The organism is Burkholderia sp. ABCPW 111 (genome assembly GCF_000773065.1).
GTDB lineage: Bacteria > Pseudomonadota > Gammaproteobacteria > Burkholderiales > Burkholderiaceae > Burkholderia > Burkholderia savannae.
The window spans coordinates 244,239-267,127 of record NZ_JPWT01000066.1 but is presented as its reverse complement, the minus strand read 5'-3'; the positions used below and the strand labels follow the sequence as shown (position 1 = coordinate 267,127).

The following is a 22,889-nucleotide window of genomic DNA, read 5'->3' as shown; positions in this document are numbered from 1 at the left end:
ATCAGAATCTCCGAGCCGCCTTTTGGCCAGCCATCGTGACGAAGTCGTAGAGGTGCTGGCCATCGAGGTTGATGGTGAAGTGTCCCTCGACAACAGGCGGCTTCTCGTCCTTCTTCTGCGCGAAGATCGCGTCGCCGATCATTTTGCCGAGCTTCTCCCCCCATTCGTGGCCGAAGTATCCGGCGACGGCCCCGACGCCCGCGCCGACGATGTTGCCTGCGACGGGAACGACCGAGCCAAGCGCCGCGCCGGTCGCCGCACCAGCAGCCATCCCGGCAAGACCACCAACAGCACCGCCGGCAACACCGACGTAAGCGGCTTTCTTCTCGTCAGCCGTCTTCGACTGATCGCCCGCGATCGAAAACGCCTCGAGGCCGCTTGCGATCGCCAGCAATGGGCCACCACGCGTGCCGATGGCTTTCGCCATGCCTGCGAACCGTGCGCCGAATCCTGCCGCGCTGGCCGCGCCTGCGACACCTGCGCTCGCCAGCCCGGCATCGGCTGCCGCCACGGCGCCGGCAGCGCGGCCGCCGGTCACAAACCGCATCAGACCCGCGCCCAGGAGGATGGCCGTCAGCCCTTCGAATGCGAGCGTGGTGCCGGCAATTGCTTTCGCGAGGCCCGGGTATTCCTTCGCATAGTTCGCGAGCTTCGACGCCGCGTCGCCGAGCTGGTGATTCAATCCGCGCAGGGCGTCCATCTCCGCGATCTCGGCCTCGTTCTTGAGCTGCTGCGCCTTGAACCCGTCCATCGCTTTCACGACGTCGAAGTCGCCTGCGATCGTGCCGCCTCCGCGATCCCATTCGTGCATGGCGGCTTCATACACCTCCTGCCGCTTGTGCTTCTGCGTGATGTAGCCGGTCAGCGCCATCACGGACTGCTGGTTGCCGAACAGCTTGCCGATCGCCGAACCCTGCAGCAGGTTCGCCATGTCCGTCAGCAATTCCTTGTCCTCGCCCGGTTTGGCGGTTTTCAGTTTGCGCTGGATTTCCTGGTACTTCTTGTCGCTCTTGAAGATCGTCTCGATCGTCGCCTCTATCGCGTCGAGCATGTCGCCGCCGCGCGCCAGGGTCCGCATTTTGACGCCCTCGAAATCCTTGATGCCGGCGCGTTTCGCCGCGTGGGCCAGCTCCCGGCTCGACATCTGGTTGAGCAGGTCGGTCACGTTCGTGCCGGCCTGACCGGCAGTGCCAGCCGTGGACATTGCCGTTTCGTTCAGCGCCAGAATCTTCGCGTAGCCGCGCGCGCCCGAGAAACCCGCATTGCCTGCGGCCGCCATCTGCGCCGGAAGGTAATGGCTCAGGTCCGGGAACTTGAATTCACCCATGTGGCTGGCGACCGCCCCCATGTCCAGCACACGCCCGGTGTCGTGCTCTTCAAAGCGCAAGTTCTGCACGGCCTTGACCGCGACGTTGCCCAGGTCGACCGGGTCGGCTCCCTCGGCTTGCGCGCCTCGCTGCAGTTTCGGCAGAAGCTCGAACGCTGCTTTGTGTCCAAGCGCGTCGTGAGCCATCAGTTTTTCGAGGGATTCCATCGCTTGGTCGAGCGTCCCGCCACCTTCCTGAACAGCCGCGTAAACAACTGCTCGCAGCTCATCGGTGGCCTTCACGCGATCCTTCGGTGCAAGGTTGCGATAGCTGGTGTTCGCGATCATCGCCAGATGCTGATCGAACCGCATTGCCTGGCCCACCGGGCCGGACAGTACACGCGCTCCGGCATAGGCCCCCGCGATCCCTTCGCCGACGCGCAGCATGCCATGCGAGCCGCGAGCCAGCAGGCTTTCGCGTTCGACCGTCTTGCCAAGTTCCTTGTTCAGCTCAGCGACCTTGCGCTGAACGGCTGCGAATGCACGAGCTTGTTCGTTCGACGACGAGAAGCCGGCCCGCGCGAGTCGGTTGTACGACGCGACCGTCTGATCGATTTCGCGCCGGATCGTCTGTTCCGATCGAATGTCGAGCTGCTGACGGGCATTGGCGAGCCGTTGCGACCCGGTCAGCACGTTACGGTTCGCGCGCTGATACGCAGCCTCGGTCTGCGCGACATTGCGTTGCACGGCTTGCTCGGCCTGCGCGCTCTGCGTCATGCGGACGTTGTACAGCATCCGGCTCGTCGACACGGCGACGCGCGACGCGTCGGTATAGGTCTGCGTCGTCTGGCGCACGCTGCGCTGGACATTGCGTTCGGATTGCTGCGCCGGTGCGGACACCTGGTCGCGCATCCGAATGGTCATGCCGACGGCGAGATCGCGAGACATTCCTATTTACCCTTGCGGCGTTTGCGCCGCATGCTTTTAACGGTCGGCCCGGTCTTCCCGGGGCGACCGTTCGAACCCTGTCCGCGCAGCGTGGCGAACGCGGACAGGTAACCCTCCAGCTCCGGTTCGCTCAGGTTCCGGACTCGCTCTTCGCTGAACCCGCAGGGTCCGAGGATGAGGACGGCGAGTCGGAAGTTGCGAAGGTGGGTTTCCTTTCCTTTCGCTTTTTTTTGAGCAGTTCCTGCTTGGCGTACAACTGGTCATAGTCGACGTCGATCGCCGTGCCGATCAGCTCCGGCGTGATCTCTTCCTTCGGGACAGTGCCGAGCGACAGCAGGCATGACGAGATGATCGCCGCGTTGACGCGCATGTTCGACACACCGCCGCCGAGGATCGACGGATGCTCATAGGCTGAGATGTTGTCGTCGACCGTCGCGAGACGCAGCTCGAAGTCGTAGTGATACTGGCCACTGCCGGCCGGATATTCGATGCCGTAGTCCAGCGAACCCTTTTCCGTCATGATGCTCATTCCGTCACCCGCCGAGTCGAGAAGATGGTGAGGTCGCGGCGCGCCTCGTTTTCCACGCTGTACTGATCGCCCATGTCGAGCGTGACGCAGTCGTAATAGCTCACGCGCTGGCCGCCGGGTGATACCGGAAACATGGTCAGCTTGCCGCCCTCCATGTTGAACCAGTCGATCTCGTCGCCGTCGAGTGGGATCACGACCGCCACCTTCAGCTCGTGTTCCTCGACGCCACGCGCGAAGCCCTTGACGCGGCCCGTGCGATTCATCGTCTTGACCGGCTTCTTGCCGGTCTTCGACGTTGGCGACACGCTCACGACCTCGGCCTCCTGGCCGTCGACCTCGAGCACGATCGCGCCAACGTATTCTTCCAATGCCATGGCTGGCTCCTATAGTGTTGCGAAGGGTGTTACAGGATCAGGTCGATCCGGCCGGCGAACACGTGCAACCCGTTCACGACGTCGCACGGGATCGCAGCATTGAGCTGGTTGACGTCCTGCAGATCGCGCTCGACGATCAGCTTGTCCTTGTTCGCGTCGACGTTCTCGATGATTTCCAGCTCTTCCAGCTTGTAGAGCACATCGAGCAGTTCGCTGCGCACCTTCGGCGGCGTCTTCTCCGACTGCTTCTCGCGCGGAAACCGCAGCGCAATGCGCTGCTGACACGCCTTGCGAACGTAGTCAAGCGTGCGGATCGTCGTGATGTCGAGCAGCGCCGGATCGTCGATGCCCTGTGCATCCTTTGTGTACGTCGTGATTGACCGGACGATCTGCACAGCGTTGCCCGGGCCGATCTCGAACGGCGTCACGCCGTTGTGCAGCGCTTTCTCCTGCTCGGTGCGCCCGGGCTGCGACGGGATCGGCGTCACGTCGAGACCGGTCAGCGCGAGCGTGTTCAGCGGCCGAGCCGGGTCCGTCTCGCTGGCAATGACAGCCGCATAGGCGGCGGCGATCTCGGCCGGCAAGCACACCGAACCCGGGTGCCAGCCGATCGTGATCCGGCCCGCGTCGAGGTCGCCGGCCAGCGTGGTCGCGGTGGCGAGCGTCGCGGGCGTGCCAGCGACGCTCACTGCCGGACGCTGTTCGAGCGGCCCCGAGATGCTGTCCAGGTGCGTGCGCAGCTTCGTCAGTGATTCCCTCGTCGGCCAGCACGTCACATACACGTTGTACTTCGCGCCGTACACGGCCGCGAGCGCCGGAGCGATGTCGGGATCGTTCAGGCCGCCCGTGAACGCCGTGATCGTCGCCGTGACGCCGGCTGCCTGGTTGAGCTGCAACAGGACCATGTCATTGCCGAACGCGCCCTTGTTCTTCGTCGTCAACGTCACCTTGCCGTTGACCGAATCCGCCGTGACCGGCAGCGCCGTCTTCTGCGCGATCTGAGCCGCGAGACGCGTGGCAATCGCCGTTTCCGTGTCGGTCGCGTACACGGCGATGTCGACCCGGGTGTTGCCGATGATCAGCGCGAACGCGCCATCGGCCGTCGCTGGCCCCTTGAACTCGACCGATCCCTTGGCCGGTTGGCCGGCCTGCGCGTCGTCGACGGCGATGACCGTCAGGCTGACGTATTTGTTCGCCGTGATCGCCGCGACGGCCGCGATGTGCGCGAGCGAGCCTGCGCCGAAGTACAGCGCCGCCTGGTCGCCGGAGAACACATCGACCGGCTTCAGCGCCGGGACAGTGCCGTCAGCGGTACGCTGCCCGACGATGATCACGGTCTGGTCGTTCGCCGGCAGCGTACGCACGGCGAGTTTCGTGTTGTATTCGAAGTACTTGCCCGGCTTGCGGATGCCCGACGGGATCGTATCGAAAGCGATGTTTTGGCTTGCCATCAGTTAGGCTCCTTTCGCGGCCTTTTTGGCACTCGATTCAACCGCGGGACTCGGCGCGACGTCGACGCTCGACTCCACGGCCGGCGCAGCTTCCACAACCAGATCGCCGTCGGCGACGCGGCGGTGGTAATAGGCGGTATCCGGCACATCGACGGCTTCAGCGTCCGTGATGTACTGGCGCGATGCGTGTTCCTTCGGGACACGCAACCCGGAACGGGCTTTCACTTTCATGGTTGCTCCTTCATCTCAATGTGATCCACCGCATCGGCCGGGCGATCGGTGCCGGGTTGCAGGTAGTAGCGCAGCAGCGTCGACTTCCAGTCCGGCGTCGGTGGATCGAGCTGACCTTCGTATTGCTCGAACACCTCGCCGAGCGGCCCTTCGACGCTGCCTTGCGGAAATGCACCGACGAACAGCGTGTCTTCGACCCACGCGGTATGAAATTCGAGCGCGTAGACCGACATGGCGTCGTGACGGACCTTCGTGTTGAACAGCGTGCGAATCGCGCCCGGCGCGAAATGCCGGATCGGCAGGCCCATGTCCTGCTCGTTCAGGAGGTAGCGGACGGCCGAGATCAGCAGGTTCGTGCCGACCTCGATCTGCGCCGGCCCGCCGTGCCGACTGGTTTCTTCGTTCCGAACGCTGCGTGCGCCGACCATCACGACGAAGGTCGCCTCGGCCTTCCACTTCGAGCGGCCGGTCGACACGGGATCGGTGCGCTTGACACCGCCGAACGTGACCCAGGCGGCCGGGAAGCGTCGAATAACGGTGTCCAGCTCGTCGTCGTCGAATTCGCCGCCGTAGGTCTTCACCTCGGTGACCATCTTGCCGAGGCCGCGCGTGAGGCGGTCGACGATGCCGAGTTCAACAGCGGTCACAATCGGAACGTAGGGCATGGCGTTATCGGTTCTCGCGAGCGAACACGCGCGTGCCTGTCACGAACTGGACAGAGTTGTCGGGTTGCGGGACCGATCCCGTCGTTGTCGAACCGAGCGTGACGTCGCCGGCCGCGACGAGCTTCAGGGACGCGATCGCGGCCTTGTAACGCTTGTCGATTTCGTCGGTCATGACGGTTTCGCCGCCGCACAGGCGATAGCGCGCGATGTCGCAACACACGCCCGCGAGCATCTTCGGTTGCGGATCGAGCGGCAGCGCGTACCGGCCCGCCAGATACGTATCGATCTCGGCGGATGCCTCGTCGAGCGCATCGGCCAGCACGACGGCGTTCACGTCGCCGGTGCGTTCGCGATCGGACAGCGAGATCGCCTCGCGCTGTCCGAAGCGGCCGATCATGAATTCGACAGTGGCGTACATGGCGCGTTAGCTCTTCTTGCCGGCCGACTGCGTGGACTTGCCGCCGGATTTCGCGGCTTCCTGCTCAGCTTCGAATGCCTGGATGCGCGCGAGCAGATCGTTTTCGCGCGTGACGAGGCCCGCGTGGCGCTCGTCGAATTCGGCAATGCGGCGCTTCAAGTCCGTTTCCGCAGCTTCGAACTCGTTTTCGGCGGCCTTCAGATCGGCCTCGCGCAACTTGATCGACGCTTCGCGCTGCGCCAGCTCCGCTTCGATGTCAGCCAACGCCAGCGCACGCTTCGCGTCGTCTTCGCTCACATCGAGCGTCAGCGTATCGGCGTTCGCCAGCGCGGCGGTCACGTGGTCGGCGTCGTGATGCGGGAGCGCCTGCGCTTCTTCGTCGCTGAGATGGATCGCCGTGTCGACCACGACCAGGGACTTGTCGGCGACGATTGCGGCGTGTGCGTCCGGATGAAGCGCAGCCAGCGCGATCGTTTTCGGCACGATCCCGAACACATGGCCAGCGCGGCGAAACCCTTCCTTGGCCGACGCCACCTTGATCGCCGGATGTTTCTTGCTCATGAACCTCTCCTGTGAATTCGAACCCAACCGGAGCCCACCATTGCGCCGCAGCTCCGGGACGGTCTTCCTCCGCGCTTATCGGCGTCGCGCGGCCGTCTCTCGCGGGGTGTTATCCCGTTACGCTGCCAGCCACGGCGTGGCCAGCAGCTCAGCCGAACCCTTCCAGATGTTGGTCGCGCCGTAGTTGTTCGAGTCGGCGTGAAGGATCTTCCGACCGACGCCTTCGTACATCGGCGGCACCACCAGAAGCGACGGACGGATGCCGAGCGGGCGGCCGTTGTCGCCCTTCATGCCGGTCATCGCTTCGCGCGCGGCCTGGTAGCTGTCTTCGCTCAACGGTTCCTGGGACGCATACGCGAGCTGCCAGAGCGCGAAGCCGACGTTGCAGCGCGCGTCGACGCCGTAGCGGTACGTCTTCGCCGAGAACACGACTTCGTCGGTTTCCTGATCCATCGGGACGAACGTGTACGGCTTGCGCTGCTGCAGAATGATCGGCTTGACGACGCGCGTCATGTCGAGCAGATACCAGGTCGGGCCTGCGCCGGCCTTGAAGTTCGAGACCGAGCCGACCGTGCCGTTTTCCTGCAACACCGGGTGATCGGTGTCGAAGAAGTACTGGCCGTCGTAGCAGGTCTTTGTCGTGCCTTGCTTGAGCAGGTTGAACACCAGCTCGTCGGGATGCTGTTTCGCGTCCAGGCCCATCTGAGCGATCACCGGCTTGTAGACGCCGTAGGTGTCGTCCGCGATCGCTTCGCGGTCGACGCCGACCGTGTTCTCGAACGTCTTGTTCTTGATTGCGAAGTCGTGCGTCGTCAGGTTCTGGATCACGCGATCGCCGATCCATTCGCGGAATCGCGTCGTCTGGCCGAGCCACGGATAGACTTCCTGCGAAGTGGTCGACGGCACGGGCATCGCGACGCGGTTCCAGTCGGACGGCGCGCCGTCGAAGGCTTGCTGGAATACAGAGTTGTATCCCGTGAACAGGACGCGCAAGTTGGCGCGATTGATTTCCATGTGCGTTCCTTATGGAGTAGTCGATTGGGGTGTAGCGGATCGCGTTAGAACGCTATCCAGACGCCGCCCGGGTCGATGTCGACCACGGTGCCGGCGACCGAGCGCTTGCCGCCGCCGTCCGTCTTCGCGACGGTCTGGTCGTCGACGATGTACGCGGTCGAGCCGATGTCCTTCAGCGTGAGTTGATCAGCGCCGGCCGAATTCGCGACACGCCACTGGCCGCGCCGGATCGTCACGTTCGTCGCGCCGTCCGCGCCGGCCGTGTTGTCGATCTGCTCCTGGACGATGCCCGCGCCCTTGAGCGTGGTCGATTCCGCGCCCTTGGTCGCGAAGCCGGTCGCCGTGTCGATCGCGGCGATCGCGCCGACAAAGAACAGCACGCCGCTCTTGGCCGGGTAGCTGAACAGCAGGCCGGCGCGATGGACGGTGTCGCGGTCGGCAGTCAATGCAGTCATGTGAATCTCCTGGTGGAAGTGAAACGAGCGGCCACGCGACCGTCAGGCGGCCGGCTGCGACGTCTTGTAGGTCGCAGGGTCGAGGCCGAGCGCCTTACACACGGCGAGTTCTTCGGCCGACAGCGCGGCAGCGCCCGTTTTGTCATCGGCCGGCGGGTTGCCGCCCGTCTGCGTGCCGCCGAGCGCTTGGATCGGTTGAGCGGTCGAGATGAATTGCTTCAGCGCGGCGACGTTGCTCTTGCCCAGGTCGCGCGCCCAGCCTTCCTGCGCAGGCAGCAGGCGGCCGTTCTTCAGCGCGGCCGTCACCAGTTCCTCGACTTCGTTGCCGGCGAGCTTCGCGTTGGCCGCGTCGAGCTGCGTGCGCAGGTCGGTCATGACCGCGATCGGCACGAAGCGCGCCGGGTCGGCCTGGTTTGCCGTGAGCGTGGCGATCTGGCTGCGCTGCGCGTCGAGCAACGCCGGCAGGTTGGCGCTCGCGGCCGCGACGCCCTGGCCGCCGGACAGCGATTCGATCAGCTTCTTGAGCTGGGCCGTGACGTCATCGGCGGTCGCGCCGACCGGCATGTTCAGCAGCCAGCGCAGTTGTTCCAGGAGTTCTTCCATATTGGGAACCTCGGTAGGTAGGACAGTGGAAAGCGCCGCGTGCGCGGCGGAGTCGAATGCGTGCATCGCCGCCGAGCAGGCAGCCGTGAGCTGCACCTCGTCGAGACAGTCGAGCGCGGGGTCGTTGGTCAGCGCCGCATTGAGCAGCGCGGTCACGTTGCCCGCCTTGTCAAAGGCGAACACGGGAGAGATGTAGGCGTATTCGTCGGCGTCGAGCATCAAGGAAGCGCGAGCGGTCCATTTGACGTCGGTCGCGTACAGACCATCGCCTTCACGCCATTCCAGCGTCTTGAACCACGCGGCGGCCGGCGCGGGCTGGCCGTTCGTCGCCGCGTTCAGCGTCTGGTGCTCATAGTCGATCACATAGCGGGTCTGGCGCGCGCTGGCCGCCGCGATGAGGCGTTCCGCGCCAGCCGCATCGAGCCGCCACGCTGCGCATTGGGTCGGCCGGCCGTCCCGCGCACGGAACTCGCCGGCCGGCAGCAGCTTGAGCGTCGTGCCGGTGGATTGGATTTGCGCCGAAAGCGCCGCGATGAAGAAAGTAGCCATGCCGCCATGGTGGCGGCCAGTAGCGGGCCTGACGAGCTGGCAGAGGTCAGTTGGGCCTGCCGTCATCCGCCACGAGGGGGCCGCTATACTGCGCGCATGGAAAAAATCTCATGCGCCGGGCGTATCTCGCACTGGCGATTTTCGGTTTTCCCGAGCCCGAACAGTTTTTCTCAACACCCTCCCGATAAGAAATCGTTTTTAACGGGGGGGTTAAACAACGTGGCGGGCTTCGCCAGTCCTGACCTATACCTCGGCAACCCCACAGTATCCCAGCGGCTTCTAGGCCCTAATTTTCCATTCCGGCCTTTTGCCGCCACTCAAGCATCGAATAGGCGGCGCAGGTAGGCGGAAACCTCCGACTCGATCCCGATATTGTCCGCCTCGGTCAGCACGAAGACCGGACGCGCCGGAATCTTGATCGTCCAGCCCTGGCTACGGGTCCATTTCACGATCTTGACCTGCTTGTGGCCGTTCTTCGCGAACACGGCCAGGTGCGGGTGGTTCGCCTGGCGCATGATCATGCCGTCGCGGCCCTTGCGCAGTCTAACGTAGCCGGACATGGGATGACGCTGGATCGTGCCGCCGAACTGGTGGATCGCCGCGTATACAACATTGGTGCCGACGCGGGCGGACGTGGCGTCGTGCGTCGACGTGACGCTCGACGCGAGTCGCCCCGAGCGCTGCAGAATCTTGCCGGTGCCGGCTTCCTCGCGACGGCGCTTGAGCGTCTTCGGACTCAACCCGAGCCACTTCGGCCGCCCCTGTTGCGCGAAATTCTCTTCGACCGCGTCGAGCATCAGTGCGGCGATCAGCGACGTGATCGGCGAGGCATCCTGCATCAGCGCGTACACCCGCGCCATCGCCGCCTCGTACTGCGTGTCATCGACCTGGGTTTCAATCATCGGCTATACTCTGTTCATACCGATTGCAGTCGCACAAGCTTCCGACTGACGCGACCAAAGGAACTGCACGGTGGCCCGCGACGAGTCGGCGTCGCGGGCTTTTCTATTTGCGGTACGCCAGAAAGCCGTCACGCTGCTTCTCTATATAGCGACGGCGCGCTTCCTCGCCGCGCTCGACGTTCGCCATCATGGCCGTCGACCCGGCCCAGCCGTCCTGGCCCAGCTCGAACACGCTCAGACCGTATTGCGCGCCAGCCTGGCCGTCGATCAACCAGGACTTGATGTAGCGCCGTTTGAGCAACCACGCCCCGGGCTGCGCGCGACTCTCTTCCCACCGCAGCCATACCTCGTCCGGTTCCTGGATCGCCCGCGCGAGCAGCGACATATACGCGCCGCGCCCATCCTTGTCCGCCTTCCAGCTTCCGTCGCCGGCCTGGAACAGATCCTCCGAGATCGTGACGGCCGAGCGCGTGACGTCCTTGAATACCGTCGACTCGCCGAGCTGCAGGCCGAACTCCCGCAGGAACGCCTGCGCGTATTGCTGCGGGGGAAGGCCGGCCGGCAACATGGTCGACGCCGGCACCGGGGTCGGCGTCGGCACCGTCGGCAGCTCGACGCCGGACGGGAAGGTGCGCGGCAAGCTGTCGGACGGCGGCGGTGTGAATGGCTTCATCCACTGCGCGCCGGGGTTCGAGCTGAAACCCGGGTCCGGCAGCAGCTTCTGACCGGTGGCCGGGTCTTTATAGGCGAGCGCGGGCTGTTTCGCGCCGGAGCGATCGACGATCTCGACCTCGACGATGTTCCCCTTGCTGTCGCGTACCGGGATACCGTTCTGTTCGACATACGCGCGCGTGCGGGTCCGCACGCGGCACCGGCACCGGTAGCCGTTCGGCGGATAGAACGTCTGCCAGAACGGATCGTCGTACCGGTAGATCGCGCCGGCGAGCGCGCGGTGCGCCGGCCGCGTGCGGCTATCGAGCACCGCGACGTACTCCCAATACGGATGCGTGTCGACCTGCTCGAGCTGCGTCGCGTAGCGGCCGGCCATGTAGGCCGACTGCATGTTGGTCTGGAAGATCGTCTGCAAGCGACGGGGCGTGAGCCGCTTGCCCTCGATCTCGCCAGTGTCCGGGTCGACTATTACGCCCTGGCCGAGCCAACCCTTGCGTTCCAGGACCGGCGAAAGCTGCCGTTTAAACTCGTCGAACGTCGTGCCCTTTTTTAACGACGTCGTGAGCGCCTGGCGAATGTCCTGCAGCACGTCGACCTTCATCACGCCGGCAACCGTGAACGCCTTCGCGTGCGCCTCGGCGGCGACGTCCTGCCAGCGGAATCCGATCTGGTAGCCCTTCGACTCGAAGTAGGCGATCGCTTTCTCCGGTTCGAGGCCGATCGCGTAGGCCAGATCAACCGCCATTCAGCCGCCCCCACACGTCGGCCACGAAGATGCAGCGCGCGAGCAGCTCCCGCATCGCCGTATCGTCCATGTCCGGCTGCGCTTCGAGCAGCATCTCGATCGCCTCGTCAGGCGTCGCGCCCCGACGCAGCGCCGCGATCGCCGGTCCGAGCGTGGCGCGCAGCGCCTCGGTGATCGCGTCGGCCGGCAGCGCGGCGATCGTCTGATCCAGTTCGTCCTGATCGGGATAGACGATCTCGCCGGCTGCGTTGCGCAGCACGGCGCGATACCGCATCTTCGCGGTACGCGGCAGCTCGTCGACACGTTCCTCGGGCGGCAGCGCCATCTGCGGCTTCGGCACCGTGAGGATGTCCTCGCCGTCCTTCGGCTCCGGGATCATGAGCTTGTCCTGCGCCCACTGGCGGCCGATTTTCATTCCGGCTCCGACGAACTTCGGAATCGCATCGGCATACAGCGCCAAGTCCGCAGGGTCGCGGGTGTCGAATTCGAAACGCGGGCAGCGGCGTGGGTCGGATGCGCCGAAGTTCAGCGCCGACAGCATGTAACAGAGGCTCGTGAGCGTGCGCTGCGCCTGGCGGGCGTCCGACGTCAACAGATCCTGCCGCACCTCGTTGTGCGTCTTGCCGAGCGCGTTCGTCGACGTCTTGCCGTCGGCCTGCGACGTAAGCGTGCCACCGAGGATCGCCTTCGACACGCTCTTCTCGCACCAGTTGATCATCGCCTCGAACGGGTCTTTCGTGCCGTCGGACGCTTCCTGGAACTCGATCATCATCCCCTCCGGGATGATGCCGGCCGCGTTGTGGCCGATCTCGGCGACCGCACGCAGCAGCGTGGCTTTCTCTTCCTTCGTCGAGCCCGGCGGATACTTGCCGACACGCAGCGGCAAGCCGTAGATTTCGAGGAACTCGGCCAGGTCCGATACGGCATAGGTCTTGAACAGGTACGGCCATGCCAACACGCGGTGCAGACCTGCGCGGGTCAGATACCCACTCTTCGCGCGATGCTTGTGGACGAGCCAGCCGAACGGCCAGAGCGGTTGGCCGTCGGACGAGTTGTCACGCAGACGCAGATCGTTGCCGTCGTACAGCGGCGTGCGGAACCAGCGCTGCGGCCGGTGAGTAAGCGTTTTCGGGAGCCATACCTTCTCGACCTGGTGCCACTCGATCTCCTGCGCCGAGAAACCGTGGCCGACCGCGTCCATCAGATCGAATAGCACGTCGTCGAAGTTGGCGATGTCGGTGAACCACTCATCCAACTGCGCGGTTTGCTTTTTCTCTTCGGTGCTGGCATTCGCGGGTGCGACGATGTTCCAGTCGAGCGTGAGCAGCGCGCGCTTGCGCTTGCTCATCTCGGCGAACAGGTGCGCGTCGCGTTCCTCCATGTCGACGAACAGATCGGACTGCGCCATCAGGTCGCCGTACTCGGCGGCTTCCAGGATCGAATGCAGCTTCTTCGGCGTGAGGCCTCGCGACGGATGCTGCGCAAAATCGCGCGTGATCCAGCCGAGCTTCGACGTCTGCGGCTCGGACAGCACCTCGCGCTGGATCGGCTGTCCGTACATATCAAGAATTTGAGCCATGTTCAGTTTCCTCAATAGCCGCGCCGGCTCGACAGCGGATAGTCATAGTCGTCGTCATCGTGATCGGCACCGCGCTCGATCGGCCGGGACGTGACCGCCTCGTAACCGTCCGTGATGCCGTAGCCGCGCGACTGCGCGATCATCCAAAGAATGTGCAGCGCGGTCAGGCCGTCGAAGTGGTGATGGCCCTGCGGCTCCGGCCATTCATCCAGCTCGGCGAGCAGCGCAGTTTGCGTCGCGTGGAACAAAATCGATGGCGTAATGCGATCCGTGACGAACGGCTCCAATGAATCGATCCGCAACTCGGGTGCGACGCTCGCCGTGACGCCGACGAGCGGTAACGGCACGCCGGCCCGCAATGCGGCCTTGATCAGATCCTGTCGCGCCCATTCATACGCATTGTTGTTTTCGAAGCCGAACGCGCGGCACCGGAATTCACGTTGAACCTTGATCAGGTCAGCTTCGAGCTTCGACGGCACGCGGCGCTTGATCTCCGCGTGGATGACATGCAGCTTGCGACTGACGATGTCCAGACCGCCGACCAAGATCGCGGACGGGTCCGACTTCCTGCCTTGCCCCATCGATGGATCGCACGCGCCGAACATCAACCAGGACTGCAATCGCTGCACCCAGAACGTGATGTAACCGAACACCTTGTCTTCTTCGGTGCGCGGATCGCCCTGCATCTCGGTCGCGAACGCGCGCGGCGATTTCGCACGCTGACGCATCAGATAGAACAGCGTGCGCACCGATGGCCAGGACGTGACGGCGCCAGCGTCCATCTCGGCCCGGTGTTCCAGGTAGAACTGATACGACGGCAGGTCCGCGTCGGCGATCGCCTCACCACGCGCGGCGGCCTCTTCGATCGCCGGCTTGTCGTCGTTCAGCATCAGCGCTTCGCACTGCTGCCACAGATCCATGTTCGTCGGCATCTGCGCGATCGCGCGGAAATGATGGACGATATGGCCGATGGTGCGCTTCGCGCGCGAGATCGGATCATCCTTGTCCAGCACCGTGCCGACGCCGATGTATTTCACGCTGCCGTCCGGCGGGCCAAGGTAGTCGATCGCCTTTTCCAGCCACGTCCAGCGGTTCTGGCGCTCGGTCGGACTCTTCGCCTCGGCGTCGGTGATCAGATCATCGCCCATCAGCACCTTCGGCCGGCTGGCACCGTGGAACGTCCCGCGAATCGCTTGCTCGGCACCGAACGGCTCGACCTTGACGCCGTTCTTCGTGACGAACTCGCCGACCTTCCACATTGGTCCCTTGCCGCACACCTCGGGGAAGTCGAGCTGAAGCGCTGCGTTAGCGGTCAGCTCGGTTTTAACCACTTCGAGCAGCTTCGTCGGCAGCGATGTTTCCGCGCCGAGCAGGATGACGTAGTCGAGGAACGACGGCAGCGCGTCCGTCCATCCGACTTCGCGCCGGATTTCCTCGCGCTGCAACAGCCCCTGTACGATGATGTAGACAGGGCCGATCTTCGTGCACATCGACGACTTCGCCTCGCCGCGCGGTGCGACCCACCATTCACGCGTGCCGCCAGGCTGGCGCAGCAGCTTCGGGAATCGCCCGCAGAAGTGCGCCTGGAACAGCGACGGCGTGCCGCGAATGTGATGCGGGAAATACGTGTACGCGAAGAACTGATAGTCGCCGTCGACGAGTACGCGTCGACGGCGTTCCAGGCGCGCAGCCGGCGACGGATCGAGGCCCGTTGCATGGGCCTCGATGTCGCGCCGCAGCTCGGCCTGCAGCTCGGCGATTTCCTTGTGGAAATCCTTCTCAGTGAACTTCTGGACCATTACGCAAACGTGGTCGGACGGGCGATTGCGCGGATCATGGCGCTGCAACCTCGCTGCATGTCGGTCTTTGCAATCCCGAGCCAGTGCTTATCGATGTCAGGCTGCTGCTCCAACACGTCGAATAGCTCGCCGAGCTGACTGCCCATTGTCTTGATGTGGTTGATTGCCTCGATCTCGGTAGCTGAAAGATCGCGGTATCCCGTGATCATGCGATGCTGGTTTTCCATGCGACGCTCCTTTAACCATAGGTGGTGGCCAGCTCGTCGCCGAACGGGCCGAGGACATCGGCGAACGCGCCGACGTGTTCCGGATGCCGATCCTTGATGAACGTAGCCAGGCGCTGCACGACGCCCATCGCGATCGCCAGCTCGTTCGTCTCCGGTAGGATGCGTTTCGATGCGTTGATCGTCTTGTTGTACGCATCGGCGAGACTCGCGAGCAGCGCGACCTTGTCGGCCGGCTTCATCTCCGCGCCGTCCAGTTCGTCCATCGTCGCCTGGTATTGCGTGACCAGGCCGGCCAGCATCTGACGGGCCGCGCCTTCAATGCCGCCGCCCGCGATGAGCTGCGCTGCCTGGGCCTTGTCCCAATCGTCACCGGCCGCGCGCGCATCGTCCTTCCAGCGCCGAGCCGTCGACGAATTGACGCCGCTCTTTAGCGCGGCGACTTCGAGCGACAGACGATCGAACACGAAAGCTCGACGCACCTTGTCGCGCACTTCCTTCGGGTAGGCCATGCGCGTTACAGACCCAGCTTCGCGCGGGCGAACGAGATACCCATCGCGACGATGCCCCCGGCCACCGCGCCGGCACCTGCGCCAGCCGCCGCGCCATACTTGATGGCACGCCTCTCGACGTTGGCGACCTGTTCCTTCAACTCGCCGACCCCCGCGTCGATCTTCCTCAGCAGCTTCATTTCGGGGCTTTCTTCCACCTTGACGTCACTCATGGCTTGTCCTGTTTTCTGTCCAGTTTGTTGGTGATGTCGGTCAGCTTTTGGTCAATGCTGCGCAGACCGTCTCGGAATTCATCGCGCATGGCCTGATTCTCGGAACGAGGAACGTAGTCTCGGGCCATCATTTCGCGCACCGCTGCGATCGCTTTCTGGAACTCGCTGTCACGAGCCTCGTTCGCCTTCAGCTTTTCTTGCACGCTGCGAATCCATGACATGCCGAACAACTGGACCACGCCGAGCAGCAACATGAACACGCCGATCAAAATCGCGGCCGGGTCGAGCGTCACTTGCATGGATACCTCCGTTTGAGGGCGTGCTCGCGACGCTCCTGGCATTCGATGCAGAAGCGGCAACCGGATATCGCGCGGCGACGCTCGTCGGGAATCGGTTCGCCGCATGCCTCGTTCTGGCAGAACACTTCGGATTCGGCAGTGCCGCGAGCCGGCCGTGTCGCTGCTGCAATAGCGAGCGCGCGATACTGTTCCTCGATGTCGCTCGCGTGGTCAAAGTCATCCATCTATTGCTTGTCCTCTTGCTCCGGAAGCGCGGCCTTCACCGCCTTCAATTTCGATTCGGTGTTTCGGGCGCGGGTCGCGTAGTCGACGACCCAGTCGAGGACGTCGGCTTGTGATACCCCGGAGTCAGCGGCGGCATCGGCGTCGGGTCCGACAACAGCAGAGGCGGTATCGGTGCTTGTCGGCACTGCGGAATCACCAGCGTCGGCGATGCCTGCGGCGTCGTTCCACACGCGGACAAAGCCACGGCTGAACACACAGCCAACGACAGGCGACGCAGTTTGCAGGGCAGTGGCCGGCGTGCTACGGCGAGGTTGCGCGACATGATCGATTCGCTCCTTCAGCGCCGTCGCGGTCTGTGCGACGGCGGTTTGAACAGTGAGATAGCCGGACTCCACGGCTGACGCACGTGTCACGTCGGCCGCGTACTTGCCGAATGCGTCGCTCGCGGCCGACGTGGATGCATGCTCGACGGACGCACGGTAGTCGGCCAACGCCTTGTCACCATGTGCAGTCGCAACGCTGTAGCCGTGCTGGTAGGTTTTCGCGAAGGCGGACGCGAGCAGTGCGGCAATGACGATGCCTGCGGCCAGCTTCCCGTACTTACAGATTGCTATCGTCATTTGCCCTTTCCTTGGAGGGACGGCCGCGCCATGCGGCGAGCGCCTGGATGACTGCGGAATAGCCGCCAACGCAACCGAGATAGATCAACCAAGTATCGAACGTGAGCTGATTACGGATGCCCTGATAGATGAACATGCCAGTCGCGACGGCCGACGCGATGTTCGGCCAGAGCTTCGCGTGCGAAAGCTTGCCGTCGTGGCCAGTGATGAGATCGGTGAGACTCATGGAGTCAGCTTGCCGTCAGGAACAGCGTGCGCTCGGCGCGACGACGGCGCGTCAGTCCGGCCATCGGCTTTCCACCTGCCTTGTCCCACAGCAGGAACTGTTCGGCCGCGCCTGCATAATCCTTCGCGCGCAGCTTCCGGAGAAGCGTCGACGAGCCACCGGAACGCAGATACACCAGGCCGTCCTTGACGCCCGGCTTGCCAGGACCGATGTTGAATACAAACGACACCAGCGCATCGAACTGACTTTGCGTCAGTTCGAGATCGAAGTCATTGATGATGTCCTCTCCGCGTGTACGGATGTCTTGTGCGAAGAGCATGTCGGACACTGCCTGCGTGATCTTCAACCCCTTGTAGACGTCCGGTCCGGTGTGGCCGCGCCCGATCGTCCAGGGTGCGCCACCCGTCGCAGGATCGGGGTACGCTTCGAGACGATCGCTCTCGAAATCCTCGATCAGATTGCAGCCGGCGGGGGACAGTCGTTGTTGCTTCATTGCCATCTCCGATTGAATGGCACGACTGTAGGCTGCGTGTAGCGGACACCTTAGTGGATCAGTGTCAGTGCAAACAAAAAGCCCCGCACGCGGCGGGGCTTCGTTTAATCATGGCGGGATTCTAACGCTAGAACAACTCCGCCTGGGGAACGGTGCGTTCAGATGCGTCGGCGCGCTTGAGGATGCGCCAAACATGTCGGTCGGCCATCTGATAGCGAAGGGCGAGCTGCGCGACGGCATGGTTTGCAGCATGGTCGCGGGTCAGCATGTCGAACTCTGCCCGAATGCTCCGATACATCAGTTCACGCATGGCTTTCACGCAACGCGGAATGTACAACACGTCACCGCCAAAATGCGCAGTGAGCTGATCGGCCGCTTCCGGGCCGACGATCTCGGCCAGCGCCTCGTAACGGATTTCGCCGAGACGCGAGCGGCGCAGCGCGACCGGGAACGTCGTGCCGCCGAGCTGCTCGACCAGGCGTACCGTCGTCGGCAGACCGATCAGCTTGACGATCGTCTTCACGACGTCGGGCAACAGGTGTTCGACACCATCGAACTTCATGCCGACCTCCGCTTCGCATCGTATTGCAGCGCGGCGATGAGCTTGCCGAGCATCACGTCGTCACAGAACTCGATCGCGTCGACCTTGCAGATTCGCTTCACCATGCCGCCGACGTAATCCCACGGACGGCCAGCGTCAGCTAGCAGCGCTTCAATCTTGCGAATCTGAGCGGCGCGCGGCTGCGCAACGTGCGGTCGACGGCCGGCATCGCGCTTCGGTTTGAAGCCGCAGCGCTCGAAGTGCTTCAGCAGCTTGTGCGCCCCCTCCGGAGTCAGGTCTTTCGACGAGCCGACGCCGGCGATGCTGCGAAGCACCGTGCGGTATTCGTCGTCGGTCATCGCGAGCTGTTGTTTGGCGATGTGGATTTTGGCTACCGTTGTTTTCGCGATCAGCATCACGACCTCCACCAGCGCCGCAGTTCCTTGCGGCAGAGACAGACCAGGAAGACGACGCCCGTCACGATGATCAGCACGTCAGACATGGCCGAGCCTCCGCATGTCAGGTGTGCCGACACCGGGACGGACAACAGCCGACCGACCCTGCTCGACACCGCGCCAGTGATCGTCGGTCGTGCGGCGGCCAGCCACGTCCCGAGTGCGCGGCTCAAACTCGCGTACCTCGCCGTGGTTCGCGCGCATATATGCATCGATCATGGTCTTTTGCTCATCGGTACGGGATGCGTTCTGCATCTGCTGGCGCACCGCGTACACCCATCCTTCGCAAAACTCGTCGGCGCGCGCTGTTTTGTTCTTCGGACCGCAGCGACGCAGCTTCGTCTGGATGTAGTCGCGACGTGCCGCGCGCAACTGACGTGCGAACACGTCGAACGTGTACTTCGCGATCTCGGACGCGGGTGCAACGCCGACGAACGTATAGCCGCCGACAATCGCCGTACACGTATCGTTGAGCTGGCGACGAAACAGCAATTCGCAGCCGTATGCGTCAGCAACGACGCCCGCGAGCGCGACCTCATACCGTACCGGCCGGCGCGCGGCAGCGCTCTTCACCCATTCCTCACTCACGCCGGCCGCGAGCAGTTCGGGATGGTTGATCCCGAATTGCTTCATCAGCTTCTGTGCCTGGCGAAGTGCAGCGGCGGCTTCGTGCGGCTCGCTCGATTTCGACAATGCGAGGCACTTCCTGATTTTCGCGATGGCGGTGTTCCTGTCCATTGTTGTTCAGCCCCTGTTGGATTCGATCGCGAGCAAGTCGGATTCGCTGCGACGACACACCGTGTCCGGGTTCACCATCGTCATCCGGAGATTGGGTGTCTCGCCGACGTAATAGACTTGCTTCATCCCGTCGTAGCGTTCTTCGCACATGACTGCCTCGCCAAGTACCTTCATCACCTGCAGCGCCTTGTCTGCGTCGAGGAGATATCCGTAGAAGCCAATTTCGACGTAGGCGACCGGCTTTAGCCGGCGACTGGAACCTGTGGATTTCGTGACCATGTCTGTGCGCCTCTCAGATCGCCGCGAGATCGAGACTGATCGCGCGATATTCTTCCGTCTCGTCGACGCGCTCGTACAGCCGAATATATGGCTTGCTGCCCGTCACTCGAATGCTGTCGACGATCGCACGCATCGCCTTGGTCCACTTCGGATCGTCGATCGCGAGGCGACGCAACGCGAGAATGCGCCCGGTGTTCACGTTGCCTTCCTTGTCGACCTGGAACGCTTCGTTGATCAGCACCTTGACCTTGTCGTTGCTGCCTTCGGTCCATTCGCGCAGGCACTCGTCGATCAGTTCCTTCGCCGCCTGCAGGCGCTCGTCGAACTGAAGGTGTTCGGCGATCTGGCGCACGATCTTGTAGCGACCGTCGAACGTGATGAGCGAAATGTTGCCCTTCGCGCCACCGACCTTGACGCCGTATTGCTCATGGCTGGTTGCGACGAACGCAGCGATGTCGCCGAATGCACGCGTCTTGAACTCAGCCATCTCCGACTGAAGACGCCTGGCTTCGGCCACCAACGACGTGATCGTTTGATCACGCAACTGGTCGATCGGCTCGACCAGCGATTCCGGAATGAGGCGGCCACGTGCGTCTTTTACGTAGCCGACCGGGATTTGATTCTTCGTCATAGCGTGTTCCTGGGAAGAAAATGGATTGACCGGTCAGTGCATGCGCCGGAGATTCTTGCTCTCAATCGCCTCTTCGATCCTCTCTCGCACGCGTGGCCGTTCCGACAGGTACTTGTCCAGCCATTCAACGAGACCAGTGATATTTCCTTGAACGTGTAGCGTCAGGATGTGATTCACCGAGCCAACCATCTGTGAACCAACCTCGTCGTACTGTGCGATCTTGGTCAGGAGCTGCTGCACCGTCTTGTTCGCGCGGTGCAACTCGCATCGCAGTTCGGCCACACTGCTTAATGCCTCGGGGTTGGTCAGGGTTTGGCCTTGGGTGATATGGATAGTCATGCTTGTGCTCCCGCGATCGCTTCGATGTTGATGCAGTCGACGAACTTGAGCAGACGAGACGTTTCCTCGCGCGTCAGCTCGATCGTCTTCCGTCCCTTGGTTACCGTGAGGCGGCCGGCCGTCGAGAAGCCGCAGACGAAATCACCAGGCGCGGCATCGGTCGGAGTAAATGCCGGTGCTTTTCGCGCGGCTTTTGTCACGGTCTGTTTCGTGCCGTCGAACTCGCGCACAAGATCGTCGCTCGGGTAGTACAGATTGATCGGGGACGAGCCATCCATGACCTTCTTGTCGCGGATCACGCGCCCCTGGCGGATGTACGGATCGATGCGCGGCTGGATGTCCTTCGCATCCACGTCGAGCTGCTCGGCGAGCTGCGCGCCGGACGAACCCGGGTGGTCGATGATGGCCTGGAGAATCTGCTGTACGGATGCCATGTTCATTCCTTTCAAGAGAGGGTTTGATATGCCTTGATGAGCTTGCGAGCGGCAGAAACTCCCTGCCAGAACTCTTCCGTTGACTTCTCTTTGATGAGACGTTTCGCCATCGAAATCGCAGCGGCTTGCGTCTTGCCACTTGCAATACGAAAGCCTGTGCCAACGTGCGTCACGACAAATGCCGGCTCGCCCGCCGTTGTTGCAACCGGATTGGCATGAGCAGCAAACAGCTCCGTCGGATATTCGGGAAAATCGATGCGATCGCCATCGACCGGAATACGACGGGCACGACGCCCTTCGTCAGAGCATGTGAAAACGTGTAGCTTCATAAAAGGACTCCTAATATAGTTTGATGATCTTCGAGAAAGGCGCTGCTTCTGTTTTTAGTGTCCTCGCTCCGTCCATAGCACACGGATCTCGCCGACCTTGAACTGGCCGGTGCGGTAACGTGAGATGCCCGAGCCACCCGTGCGGTAGTACGTGGCTTCACCTTTCGCGATCATGTCGGCGCAGACCTCGCAGTTCTGCACCTGGATCGTCGGCTTCGAGCCGTTCGAGAACTCGATGCCGATGACCGTGAAGCCCTGCGTGGTGAGCGTCTCGATCGTCGCTGCAAGACGCAGTGCCGTGAGCTGCATGAGCTGATTGATCGGTGGCACGGGCGAATTGAGGGCGTTACAGTTCGTCGTCACTTGGACTCTCCTTTAACGGGGCGCAGCGGGCAGTTGCGGCACGTGCGCCAGTGGCTCAGTTCCATCGGGTTATTGATCGGGGCGCGGCGATTGGCGAAGGACACGCATACCGTCAGCGAGATCGGCTGCCCGGTATGCGTGCACTGCACCTGTCCGAACGTCTTCAGGACGCGGGCGGCGACGCGATTGGTGTTGCCGGGGTATTTGCCCGACAGGACAAGCGAAACGGTCGTTCGTGAGACGTCGAGCAGCTTGGCCACGTTGGTTTGCGACGTCGCGGCGACAGCCTCGCGAAGCATGGCGAGCCAGTCCGGATCAGCATGCGTCATGGTCCGGCTCCTCTTGCCATACGACCTTCCCAAGGTTCGGGTCGTAGACCGATTTCGTGCGCTGGATCATCGGCGGGCGCGGGCCGGTGTACTTCGATGCGATCAGGCGATACCGAGCCTGTTTCGCGCCCTTGCCACGGATGTATGCGTGACCCGAATCAACGAGTGTCAGGTAGCCGGCATGCGACAGGCATTTGACGTAGGACTGCGCCGTCGAGTCGGTGATCGCGACGTCGGGCGTCGACGCACGCATAGCCAGCTCGCGCGGCGTGAAGTCGCCCATGATGCGCATCGTGCGCCACATATGTTCGTTGCCACGCGACTGCATGACGGGCTGGCCCTTGCGATCGAGACGCGGGGCTTCGACACCGACGTCGCGGACGAGGCGATAGTGCTTCCGATCACTGATCGCCTTGCGCTCGCCGATCTGCTCGACGTACTCGCCGCGTTCCAGCGCTTGCAAATACGTCTGAACGGTCGCCTTGTCGATGTCGGCAGCACGGACGATGCTGTGCGGGGTGAAGTCGTCTCGCTGGCTGCGAATCGCTTCCCATACACGCTGTCGCGGACCCTTGCCGCCGGTCAGTTCGAGGTGGGCGGGTTTTCTAGCCATGTTTGCCTCCCTTCACAACAGCCAGAGCAGCGAGCGCGATGCAAGTCAGCGCAGCGAACAGCACGACGACCGTCCAGGTAGCCAGATCGATCCAGGTCGACGGGATCAGCAATCCGGCCAGGAGTGCAGCGAGTGCCACTGCGGACACGCGAGCGACGAACTGAATCGCTCGACCGGCATCGGCGGCGGCATTCGCTTCGGGTGTGATGTGGTGGTCGATCATGTC

35 protein-coding genes are annotated in these 22,889 nt (G+C 63.2%); all 35 read right to left on the bottom strand.

Annotation, left to right across the window (positions count from 1 at the left end; all coding sequences use genetic code 11):
- Position 1 precedes the first annotated feature (1 nt).
- Positions 2–2,254: a phage tail tape measure protein gene (locus tag X946_RS14625; RefSeq protein ID WP_038748621.1), complete on the bottom strand. Its 2,253-nt coding sequence runs from the start codon at positions 2,252–2,254 to the stop codon at positions 2–4.
- A 130-nt stretch (positions 2,255–2,384) separates the two neighbouring features.
- Positions 2,385–2,783 carry a hypothetical protein gene (locus X946_RS14620; RefSeq protein WP_017880452.1) on the bottom strand — a complete coding sequence of 133 codons (399 nt, stop codon included), beginning with the start codon at positions 2,781–2,783 and terminating at the stop codon, positions 2,385–2,387.
- Positions 2,780–3,157, bottom strand: a complete 378-nt coding sequence (locus X946_RS14615; RefSeq protein WP_020381060.1) for a hypothetical protein — start codon at positions 3,155–3,157, stop codon at positions 2,780–2,782. Before X946_RS14615 ends, X946_RS14620 begins: the two co-directional genes overlap by 4 nt.
- A gap of 29 nt (positions 3,158–3,186) precedes the next feature.
- Positions 3,187–4,608, bottom strand: coding sequence for a phage tail sheath C-terminal domain-containing protein (locus X946_RS14610; protein WP_038748620.1), 1,422 nt, complete (start codon positions 4,606–4,608; stop codon positions 3,187–3,189).
- Between the two features lie 3 nt (positions 4,609–4,611).
- Complete coding sequence (locus X946_RS14605; RefSeq protein WP_038748619.1) at positions 4,612–4,839, bottom strand: DUF2635 domain-containing protein; 228 nt, start codon at positions 4,837–4,839, stop codon at positions 4,612–4,614.
- Complete coding sequence (locus tag X946_RS14600) at positions 4,836–5,504, bottom strand: DUF1834 family protein (RefSeq protein ID WP_038748618.1); 669 nt, start codon at positions 5,502–5,504, stop codon at positions 4,836–4,838. Before X946_RS14600 ends, X946_RS14605 begins: the two co-directional genes overlap by 4 nt.
- Positions 5,505–5,508: 4 nt before the next feature.
- A complete protein-coding gene (locus X946_RS14595; RefSeq protein ID WP_038748617.1) occupies positions 5,509–5,922 on the bottom strand; it encodes a gp436 family protein in 414 nt (137 codons plus the stop codon).
- Between the two features lie 6 nt (positions 5,923–5,928).
- The gene (locus X946_RS14590) at positions 5,929–6,483 is read right to left on the bottom strand and encodes a hypothetical protein (RefSeq protein WP_038748616.1); all 555 of its coding nucleotides are present in this window, start codon (positions 6,481–6,483) and stop codon (positions 5,929–5,931) included.
- A 117-nt stretch (positions 6,484–6,600) separates the two neighbouring features.
- The gene (locus tag X946_RS14585) at positions 6,601–7,497 is read right to left on the bottom strand and encodes a Mu-like prophage major head subunit gpT family protein (protein WP_038748615.1); all 897 of its coding nucleotides are present in this window, start codon (positions 7,495–7,497) and stop codon (positions 6,601–6,603) included.
- Positions 7,498–7,541: 44 nt separating this feature from the next.
- Positions 7,542–7,952, bottom strand: a complete 411-nt coding sequence (locus X946_RS14580; RefSeq protein ID WP_038748614.1) for a hypothetical protein — start codon at positions 7,950–7,952, stop codon at positions 7,542–7,544.
- A 42-nt stretch (positions 7,953–7,994) separates the two neighbouring features.
- On the bottom strand, positions 7,995–9,104 hold the full coding sequence (locus X946_RS14575) for a phage protease (protein ID WP_038748613.1): 1,110 nt from the start codon (positions 9,102–9,104) through the stop codon (positions 7,995–7,997).
- A 317-nt stretch (positions 9,105–9,421) separates the two neighbouring features.
- A complete protein-coding gene (locus X946_RS14570) occupies positions 9,422–10,006 on the bottom strand; it encodes a phage virion morphogenesis protein (protein ID WP_038748612.1) in 585 nt (194 codons plus the stop codon).
- A 103-nt stretch (positions 10,007–10,109) separates the two neighbouring features.
- A complete protein-coding gene (locus X946_RS14565) occupies positions 10,110–11,423 on the bottom strand; it encodes a PBECR2 nuclease fold domain-containing protein (RefSeq protein ID WP_038748611.1) in 1,314 nt (437 codons plus the stop codon).
- Positions 11,413–13,002 carry a DUF935 domain-containing protein gene (locus tag X946_RS14560; RefSeq protein WP_038748610.1) on the bottom strand — a complete coding sequence of 530 codons (1,590 nt, stop codon included), beginning with the start codon at positions 13,000–13,002 and terminating at the stop codon, positions 11,413–11,415. The genes X946_RS14565 and X946_RS14560 overlap by 11 nt, the downstream gene beginning before the upstream one ends.
- Positions 13,003–13,013: 11 nt before the next feature.
- Positions 13,014–14,801, bottom strand: coding sequence for a hypothetical protein (locus X946_RS14555; protein WP_038748609.1), 1,788 nt, complete (start codon positions 14,799–14,801; stop codon positions 13,014–13,016).
- Entirely contained in the window at positions 14,801–15,028 is a 228-nt protein-coding gene (locus X946_RS14550) for an Acb2/Tad1 domain-containing protein (RefSeq protein ID WP_038748608.1), read from the bottom strand. The genes X946_RS14555 and X946_RS14550 overlap by 1 nt, the downstream gene beginning before the upstream one ends.
- A gap of 11 nt (positions 15,029–15,039) precedes the next feature.
- A complete protein-coding gene (locus X946_RS14545) occupies positions 15,040–15,537 on the bottom strand; it encodes a DUF1804 family protein (RefSeq protein ID WP_038748607.1) in 498 nt (165 codons plus the stop codon).
- A gap of 5 nt (positions 15,538–15,542) precedes the next feature.
- A complete protein-coding gene (locus X946_RS14540) occupies positions 15,543–15,749 on the bottom strand; it encodes a hypothetical protein (RefSeq protein WP_038748606.1) in 207 nt (68 codons plus the stop codon).
- Complete coding sequence (locus tag X946_RS14535; RefSeq protein WP_038748605.1) at positions 15,746–16,048, bottom strand: hypothetical protein; 303 nt, start codon at positions 16,046–16,048, stop codon at positions 15,746–15,748. Before X946_RS14535 ends, X946_RS14540 begins: the two co-directional genes overlap by 4 nt.
- The gene (locus X946_RS31195; RefSeq protein ID WP_038748604.1) at positions 16,039–16,272 is read right to left on the bottom strand and encodes a TraR/DksA C4-type zinc finger protein; all 234 of its coding nucleotides are present in this window, start codon (positions 16,270–16,272) and stop codon (positions 16,039–16,041) included. Before X946_RS31195 ends, X946_RS14535 begins: the two co-directional genes overlap by 10 nt.
- On the bottom strand, positions 16,273–16,893 hold the full coding sequence (locus X946_RS14525) for a hypothetical protein (RefSeq protein ID WP_038748603.1): 621 nt from the start codon (positions 16,891–16,893) through the stop codon (positions 16,273–16,275).
- The gene (locus X946_RS14520) at positions 16,874–17,119 is read right to left on the bottom strand and encodes a hypothetical protein (protein WP_038748602.1); all 246 of its coding nucleotides are present in this window, start codon (positions 17,117–17,119) and stop codon (positions 16,874–16,876) included. Before X946_RS14520 ends, X946_RS14525 begins: the two co-directional genes overlap by 20 nt.
- A gap of 4 nt (positions 17,120–17,123) precedes the next feature.
- Positions 17,124–17,612 carry a lysozyme gene (locus tag X946_RS14515; protein WP_017880473.1) on the bottom strand — a complete coding sequence of 163 codons (489 nt, stop codon included), beginning with the start codon at positions 17,610–17,612 and terminating at the stop codon, positions 17,124–17,126.
- A gap of 127 nt (positions 17,613–17,739) precedes the next feature.
- On the bottom strand, positions 17,740–18,174 hold the full coding sequence (locus X946_RS14510; protein WP_038748601.1) for a Mor transcription activator family protein: 435 nt from the start codon (positions 18,172–18,174) through the stop codon (positions 17,740–17,742).
- Positions 18,171–18,569 (bottom strand): gp16 family protein, encoded by a 399-nt coding sequence (locus X946_RS14505; protein WP_038748644.1) that lies wholly within the window; start codon positions 18,567–18,569, stop codon positions 18,171–18,173. The genes X946_RS14510 and X946_RS14505 overlap by 4 nt, the downstream gene beginning before the upstream one ends.
- A gap of 78 nt (positions 18,570–18,647) precedes the next feature.
- On the bottom strand, positions 18,648–19,346 hold the full coding sequence (locus X946_RS14500) for a DUF2786 domain-containing protein (RefSeq protein ID WP_038748600.1): 699 nt from the start codon (positions 19,344–19,346) through the stop codon (positions 18,648–18,650).
- A gap of 6 nt (positions 19,347–19,352) precedes the next feature.
- Complete coding sequence (locus tag X946_RS14495; protein ID WP_038748599.1) at positions 19,353–19,625, bottom strand: hypothetical protein; 273 nt, start codon at positions 19,623–19,625, stop codon at positions 19,353–19,355.
- 13 nt (positions 19,626–19,638) lie between these two features.
- Positions 19,639–20,256: a DUF3164 family protein gene (locus tag X946_RS14490; RefSeq protein WP_017880478.1), complete on the bottom strand. Its 618-nt coding sequence runs from the start codon at positions 20,254–20,256 to the stop codon at positions 19,639–19,641.
- A gap of 33 nt (positions 20,257–20,289) precedes the next feature.
- Complete coding sequence (locus X946_RS14485) at positions 20,290–20,595, bottom strand: hypothetical protein (RefSeq protein WP_235364028.1); 306 nt, start codon at positions 20,593–20,595, stop codon at positions 20,290–20,292.
- Positions 20,592–21,029: a hypothetical protein gene (locus tag X946_RS14480; RefSeq protein WP_038719153.1), complete on the bottom strand. Its 438-nt coding sequence runs from the start codon at positions 21,027–21,029 to the stop codon at positions 20,592–20,594. Before X946_RS14480 ends, X946_RS14485 begins: the two co-directional genes overlap by 4 nt.
- Before the next feature lie 11 nt (positions 21,030–21,040).
- The gene (locus X946_RS31190; RefSeq protein ID WP_081989570.1) at positions 21,041–21,358 is read right to left on the bottom strand and encodes a hypothetical protein; all 318 of its coding nucleotides are present in this window, start codon (positions 21,356–21,358) and stop codon (positions 21,041–21,043) included.
- 54 nt (positions 21,359–21,412) lie between these two features.
- Positions 21,413–21,721 carry a hypothetical protein gene (locus tag X946_RS14475; RefSeq protein ID WP_038719150.1) on the bottom strand — a complete coding sequence of 103 codons (309 nt, stop codon included), beginning with the start codon at positions 21,719–21,721 and terminating at the stop codon, positions 21,413–21,415.
- Positions 21,718–22,050: a hypothetical protein gene (locus X946_RS14470; RefSeq protein WP_017880482.1), complete on the bottom strand. Its 333-nt coding sequence runs from the start codon at positions 22,048–22,050 to the stop codon at positions 21,718–21,720. The genes X946_RS14475 and X946_RS14470 overlap by 4 nt, the downstream gene beginning before the upstream one ends.
- Positions 22,037–22,663: a helix-turn-helix domain-containing protein gene (locus tag X946_RS14465; RefSeq protein ID WP_038719151.1), complete on the bottom strand. Its 627-nt coding sequence runs from the start codon at positions 22,661–22,663 to the stop codon at positions 22,037–22,039. Before X946_RS14465 ends, X946_RS14470 begins: the two co-directional genes overlap by 14 nt.
- Complete coding sequence (locus tag X946_RS14460) at positions 22,656–22,886, bottom strand: hypothetical protein (protein WP_017880484.1); 231 nt, start codon at positions 22,884–22,886, stop codon at positions 22,656–22,658. The genes X946_RS14465 and X946_RS14460 overlap by 8 nt, the downstream gene beginning before the upstream one ends.
- Between the last annotated feature and the right edge of the window lie 3 nt (positions 22,887–22,889).

Coding starts and splice junctions, on each gene's coding strand:
- X946_RS14625 (WP_038748621.1), bottom strand. CDS start 2,254: ATGTCTCGCGATCTCGCCGTCGGCATGACCATTCGGATGCGCGACCAG.
- X946_RS14620 (WP_017880452.1), bottom strand. CDS start 2,783: ATGAGCATCATGACGGAAAAGGGTTCGCTGGACTACGGCATCGAATAT.
- X946_RS14615 (WP_020381060.1), bottom strand. CDS start 3,157: ATGGCATTGGAAGAATACGTTGGCGCGATCGTGCTCGAGGTCGACGGC.
- X946_RS14610 (WP_038748620.1), bottom strand. CDS start 4,608: ATGGCAAGCCAAAACATCGCTTTCGATACGATCCCGTCGGGCATCCGC.
- X946_RS14605 (WP_038748619.1), bottom strand. CDS start 4,839: ATGAAAGTGAAAGCCCGTTCCGGGTTGCGTGTCCCGAAGGAACACGCA.
- X946_RS14600 (WP_038748618.1), bottom strand. CDS start 5,504: ATGCCCTACGTTCCGATTGTGACCGCTGTTGAACTCGGCATCGTCGAC.
- X946_RS14595 (WP_038748617.1), bottom strand. CDS start 5,922: ATGTACGCCACTGTCGAATTCATGATCGGCCGCTTCGGACAGCGCGAG.
- X946_RS14590 (WP_038748616.1), bottom strand. CDS start 6,483: ATGAGCAAGAAACATCCGGCGATCAAGGTGGCGTCGGCCAAGGAAGGG.
- X946_RS14585 (WP_038748615.1), bottom strand. CDS start 7,497: ATGGAAATCAATCGCGCCAACTTGCGCGTCCTGTTCACGGGATACAAC.
- X946_RS14580 (WP_038748614.1), bottom strand. CDS start 7,952: ATGACTGCATTGACTGCCGACCGCGACACCGTCCATCGCGCCGGCCTG.
- X946_RS14575 (WP_038748613.1), bottom strand. CDS start 9,104: ATGGCTACTTTCTTCATCGCGGCGCTTTCGGCGCAAATCCAATCCACC.
- X946_RS14570 (WP_038748612.1), bottom strand. CDS start 10,006: ATGATTGAAACCCAGGTCGATGACACGCAGTACGAGGCGGCGATGGCG.
- X946_RS14565 (WP_038748611.1), bottom strand. CDS start 11,423: ATGGCGGTTGATCTGGCCTACGCGATCGGCCTCGAACCGGAGAAAGCG.
- X946_RS14560 (WP_038748610.1), bottom strand. CDS start 13,002: ATGGCTCAAATTCTTGATATGTACGGACAGCCGATCCAGCGCGAGGTG.
- X946_RS14555 (WP_038748609.1), bottom strand. CDS start 14,801: ATGGTCCAGAAGTTCACTGAGAAGGATTTCCACAAGGAAATCGCCGAG.
- X946_RS14550 (WP_038748608.1), bottom strand. CDS start 15,028: ATGGAAAACCAGCATCGCATGATCACGGGATACCGCGATCTTTCAGCT.
- X946_RS14545 (WP_038748607.1), bottom strand. CDS start 15,537: ATGGCCTACCCGAAGGAAGTGCGCGACAAGGTGCGTCGAGCTTTCGTG.
- X946_RS14540 (WP_038748606.1), bottom strand. CDS start 15,749: ATGAGTGACGTCAAGGTGGAAGAAAGCCCCGAAATGAAGCTGCTGAGG.
- X946_RS14535 (WP_038748605.1), bottom strand. CDS start 16,048: ATGCAAGTGACGCTCGACCCGGCCGCGATTTTGATCGGCGTGTTCATG.
- X946_RS31195 (WP_038748604.1), bottom strand. CDS start 16,272: ATGGATGACTTTGACCACGCGAGCGACATCGAGGAACAGTATCGCGCG.
- X946_RS14525 (WP_038748603.1), bottom strand. CDS start 16,893: ATGACGATAGCAATCTGTAAGTACGGGAAGCTGGCCGCAGGCATCGTC.
- X946_RS14520 (WP_038748602.1), bottom strand. CDS start 17,119: ATGAGTCTCACCGATCTCATCACTGGCCACGACGGCAAGCTTTCGCAC.
- X946_RS14515 (WP_017880473.1), bottom strand. CDS start 17,612: ATGAAGCAACAACGACTGTCCCCCGCCGGCTGCAATCTGATCGAGGAT.
- X946_RS14510 (WP_038748601.1), bottom strand. CDS start 18,174: ATGAAGTTCGATGGTGTCGAACACCTGTTGCCCGACGTCGTGAAGACG.
- X946_RS14505 (WP_038748644.1), bottom strand. CDS start 18,569: ATGCTGATCGCGAAAACAACGGTAGCCAAAATCCACATCGCCAAACAA.
- X946_RS14500 (WP_038748600.1), bottom strand. CDS start 19,346: ATGGACAGGAACACCGCCATCGCGAAAATCAGGAAGTGCCTCGCATTG.
- X946_RS14495 (WP_038748599.1), bottom strand. CDS start 19,625: ATGGTCACGAAATCCACAGGTTCCAGTCGCCGGCTAAAGCCGGTCGCC.
- X946_RS14490 (WP_017880478.1), bottom strand. CDS start 20,256: ATGACGAAGAATCAAATCCCGGTCGGCTACGTAAAAGACGCACGTGGC.
- X946_RS14485 (WP_235364028.1), bottom strand. CDS start 20,595: ATGACTATCCATATCACCCAAGGCCAAACCCTGACCAACCCCGAGGCA.
- X946_RS14480 (WP_038719153.1), bottom strand. CDS start 21,029: ATGGCATCCGTACAGCAGATTCTCCAGGCCATCATCGACCACCCGGGT.
- X946_RS31190 (WP_081989570.1), bottom strand. CDS start 21,358: ATGAAGCTACACGTTTTCACATGCTCTGACGAAGGGCGTCGTGCCCGT.
- X946_RS14470 (WP_017880482.1), bottom strand. CDS start 22,050: ATGACGCATGCTGATCCGGACTGGCTCGCCATGCTTCGCGAGGCTGTC.
- X946_RS14465 (WP_038719151.1), bottom strand. CDS start 22,663: ATGGCTAGAAAACCCGCCCACCTCGAACTGACCGGCGGCAAGGGTCCG.
- X946_RS14460 (WP_017880484.1), bottom strand. CDS start 22,886: ATGATCGACCACCACATCACACCCGAAGCGAATGCCGCCGCCGATGCC.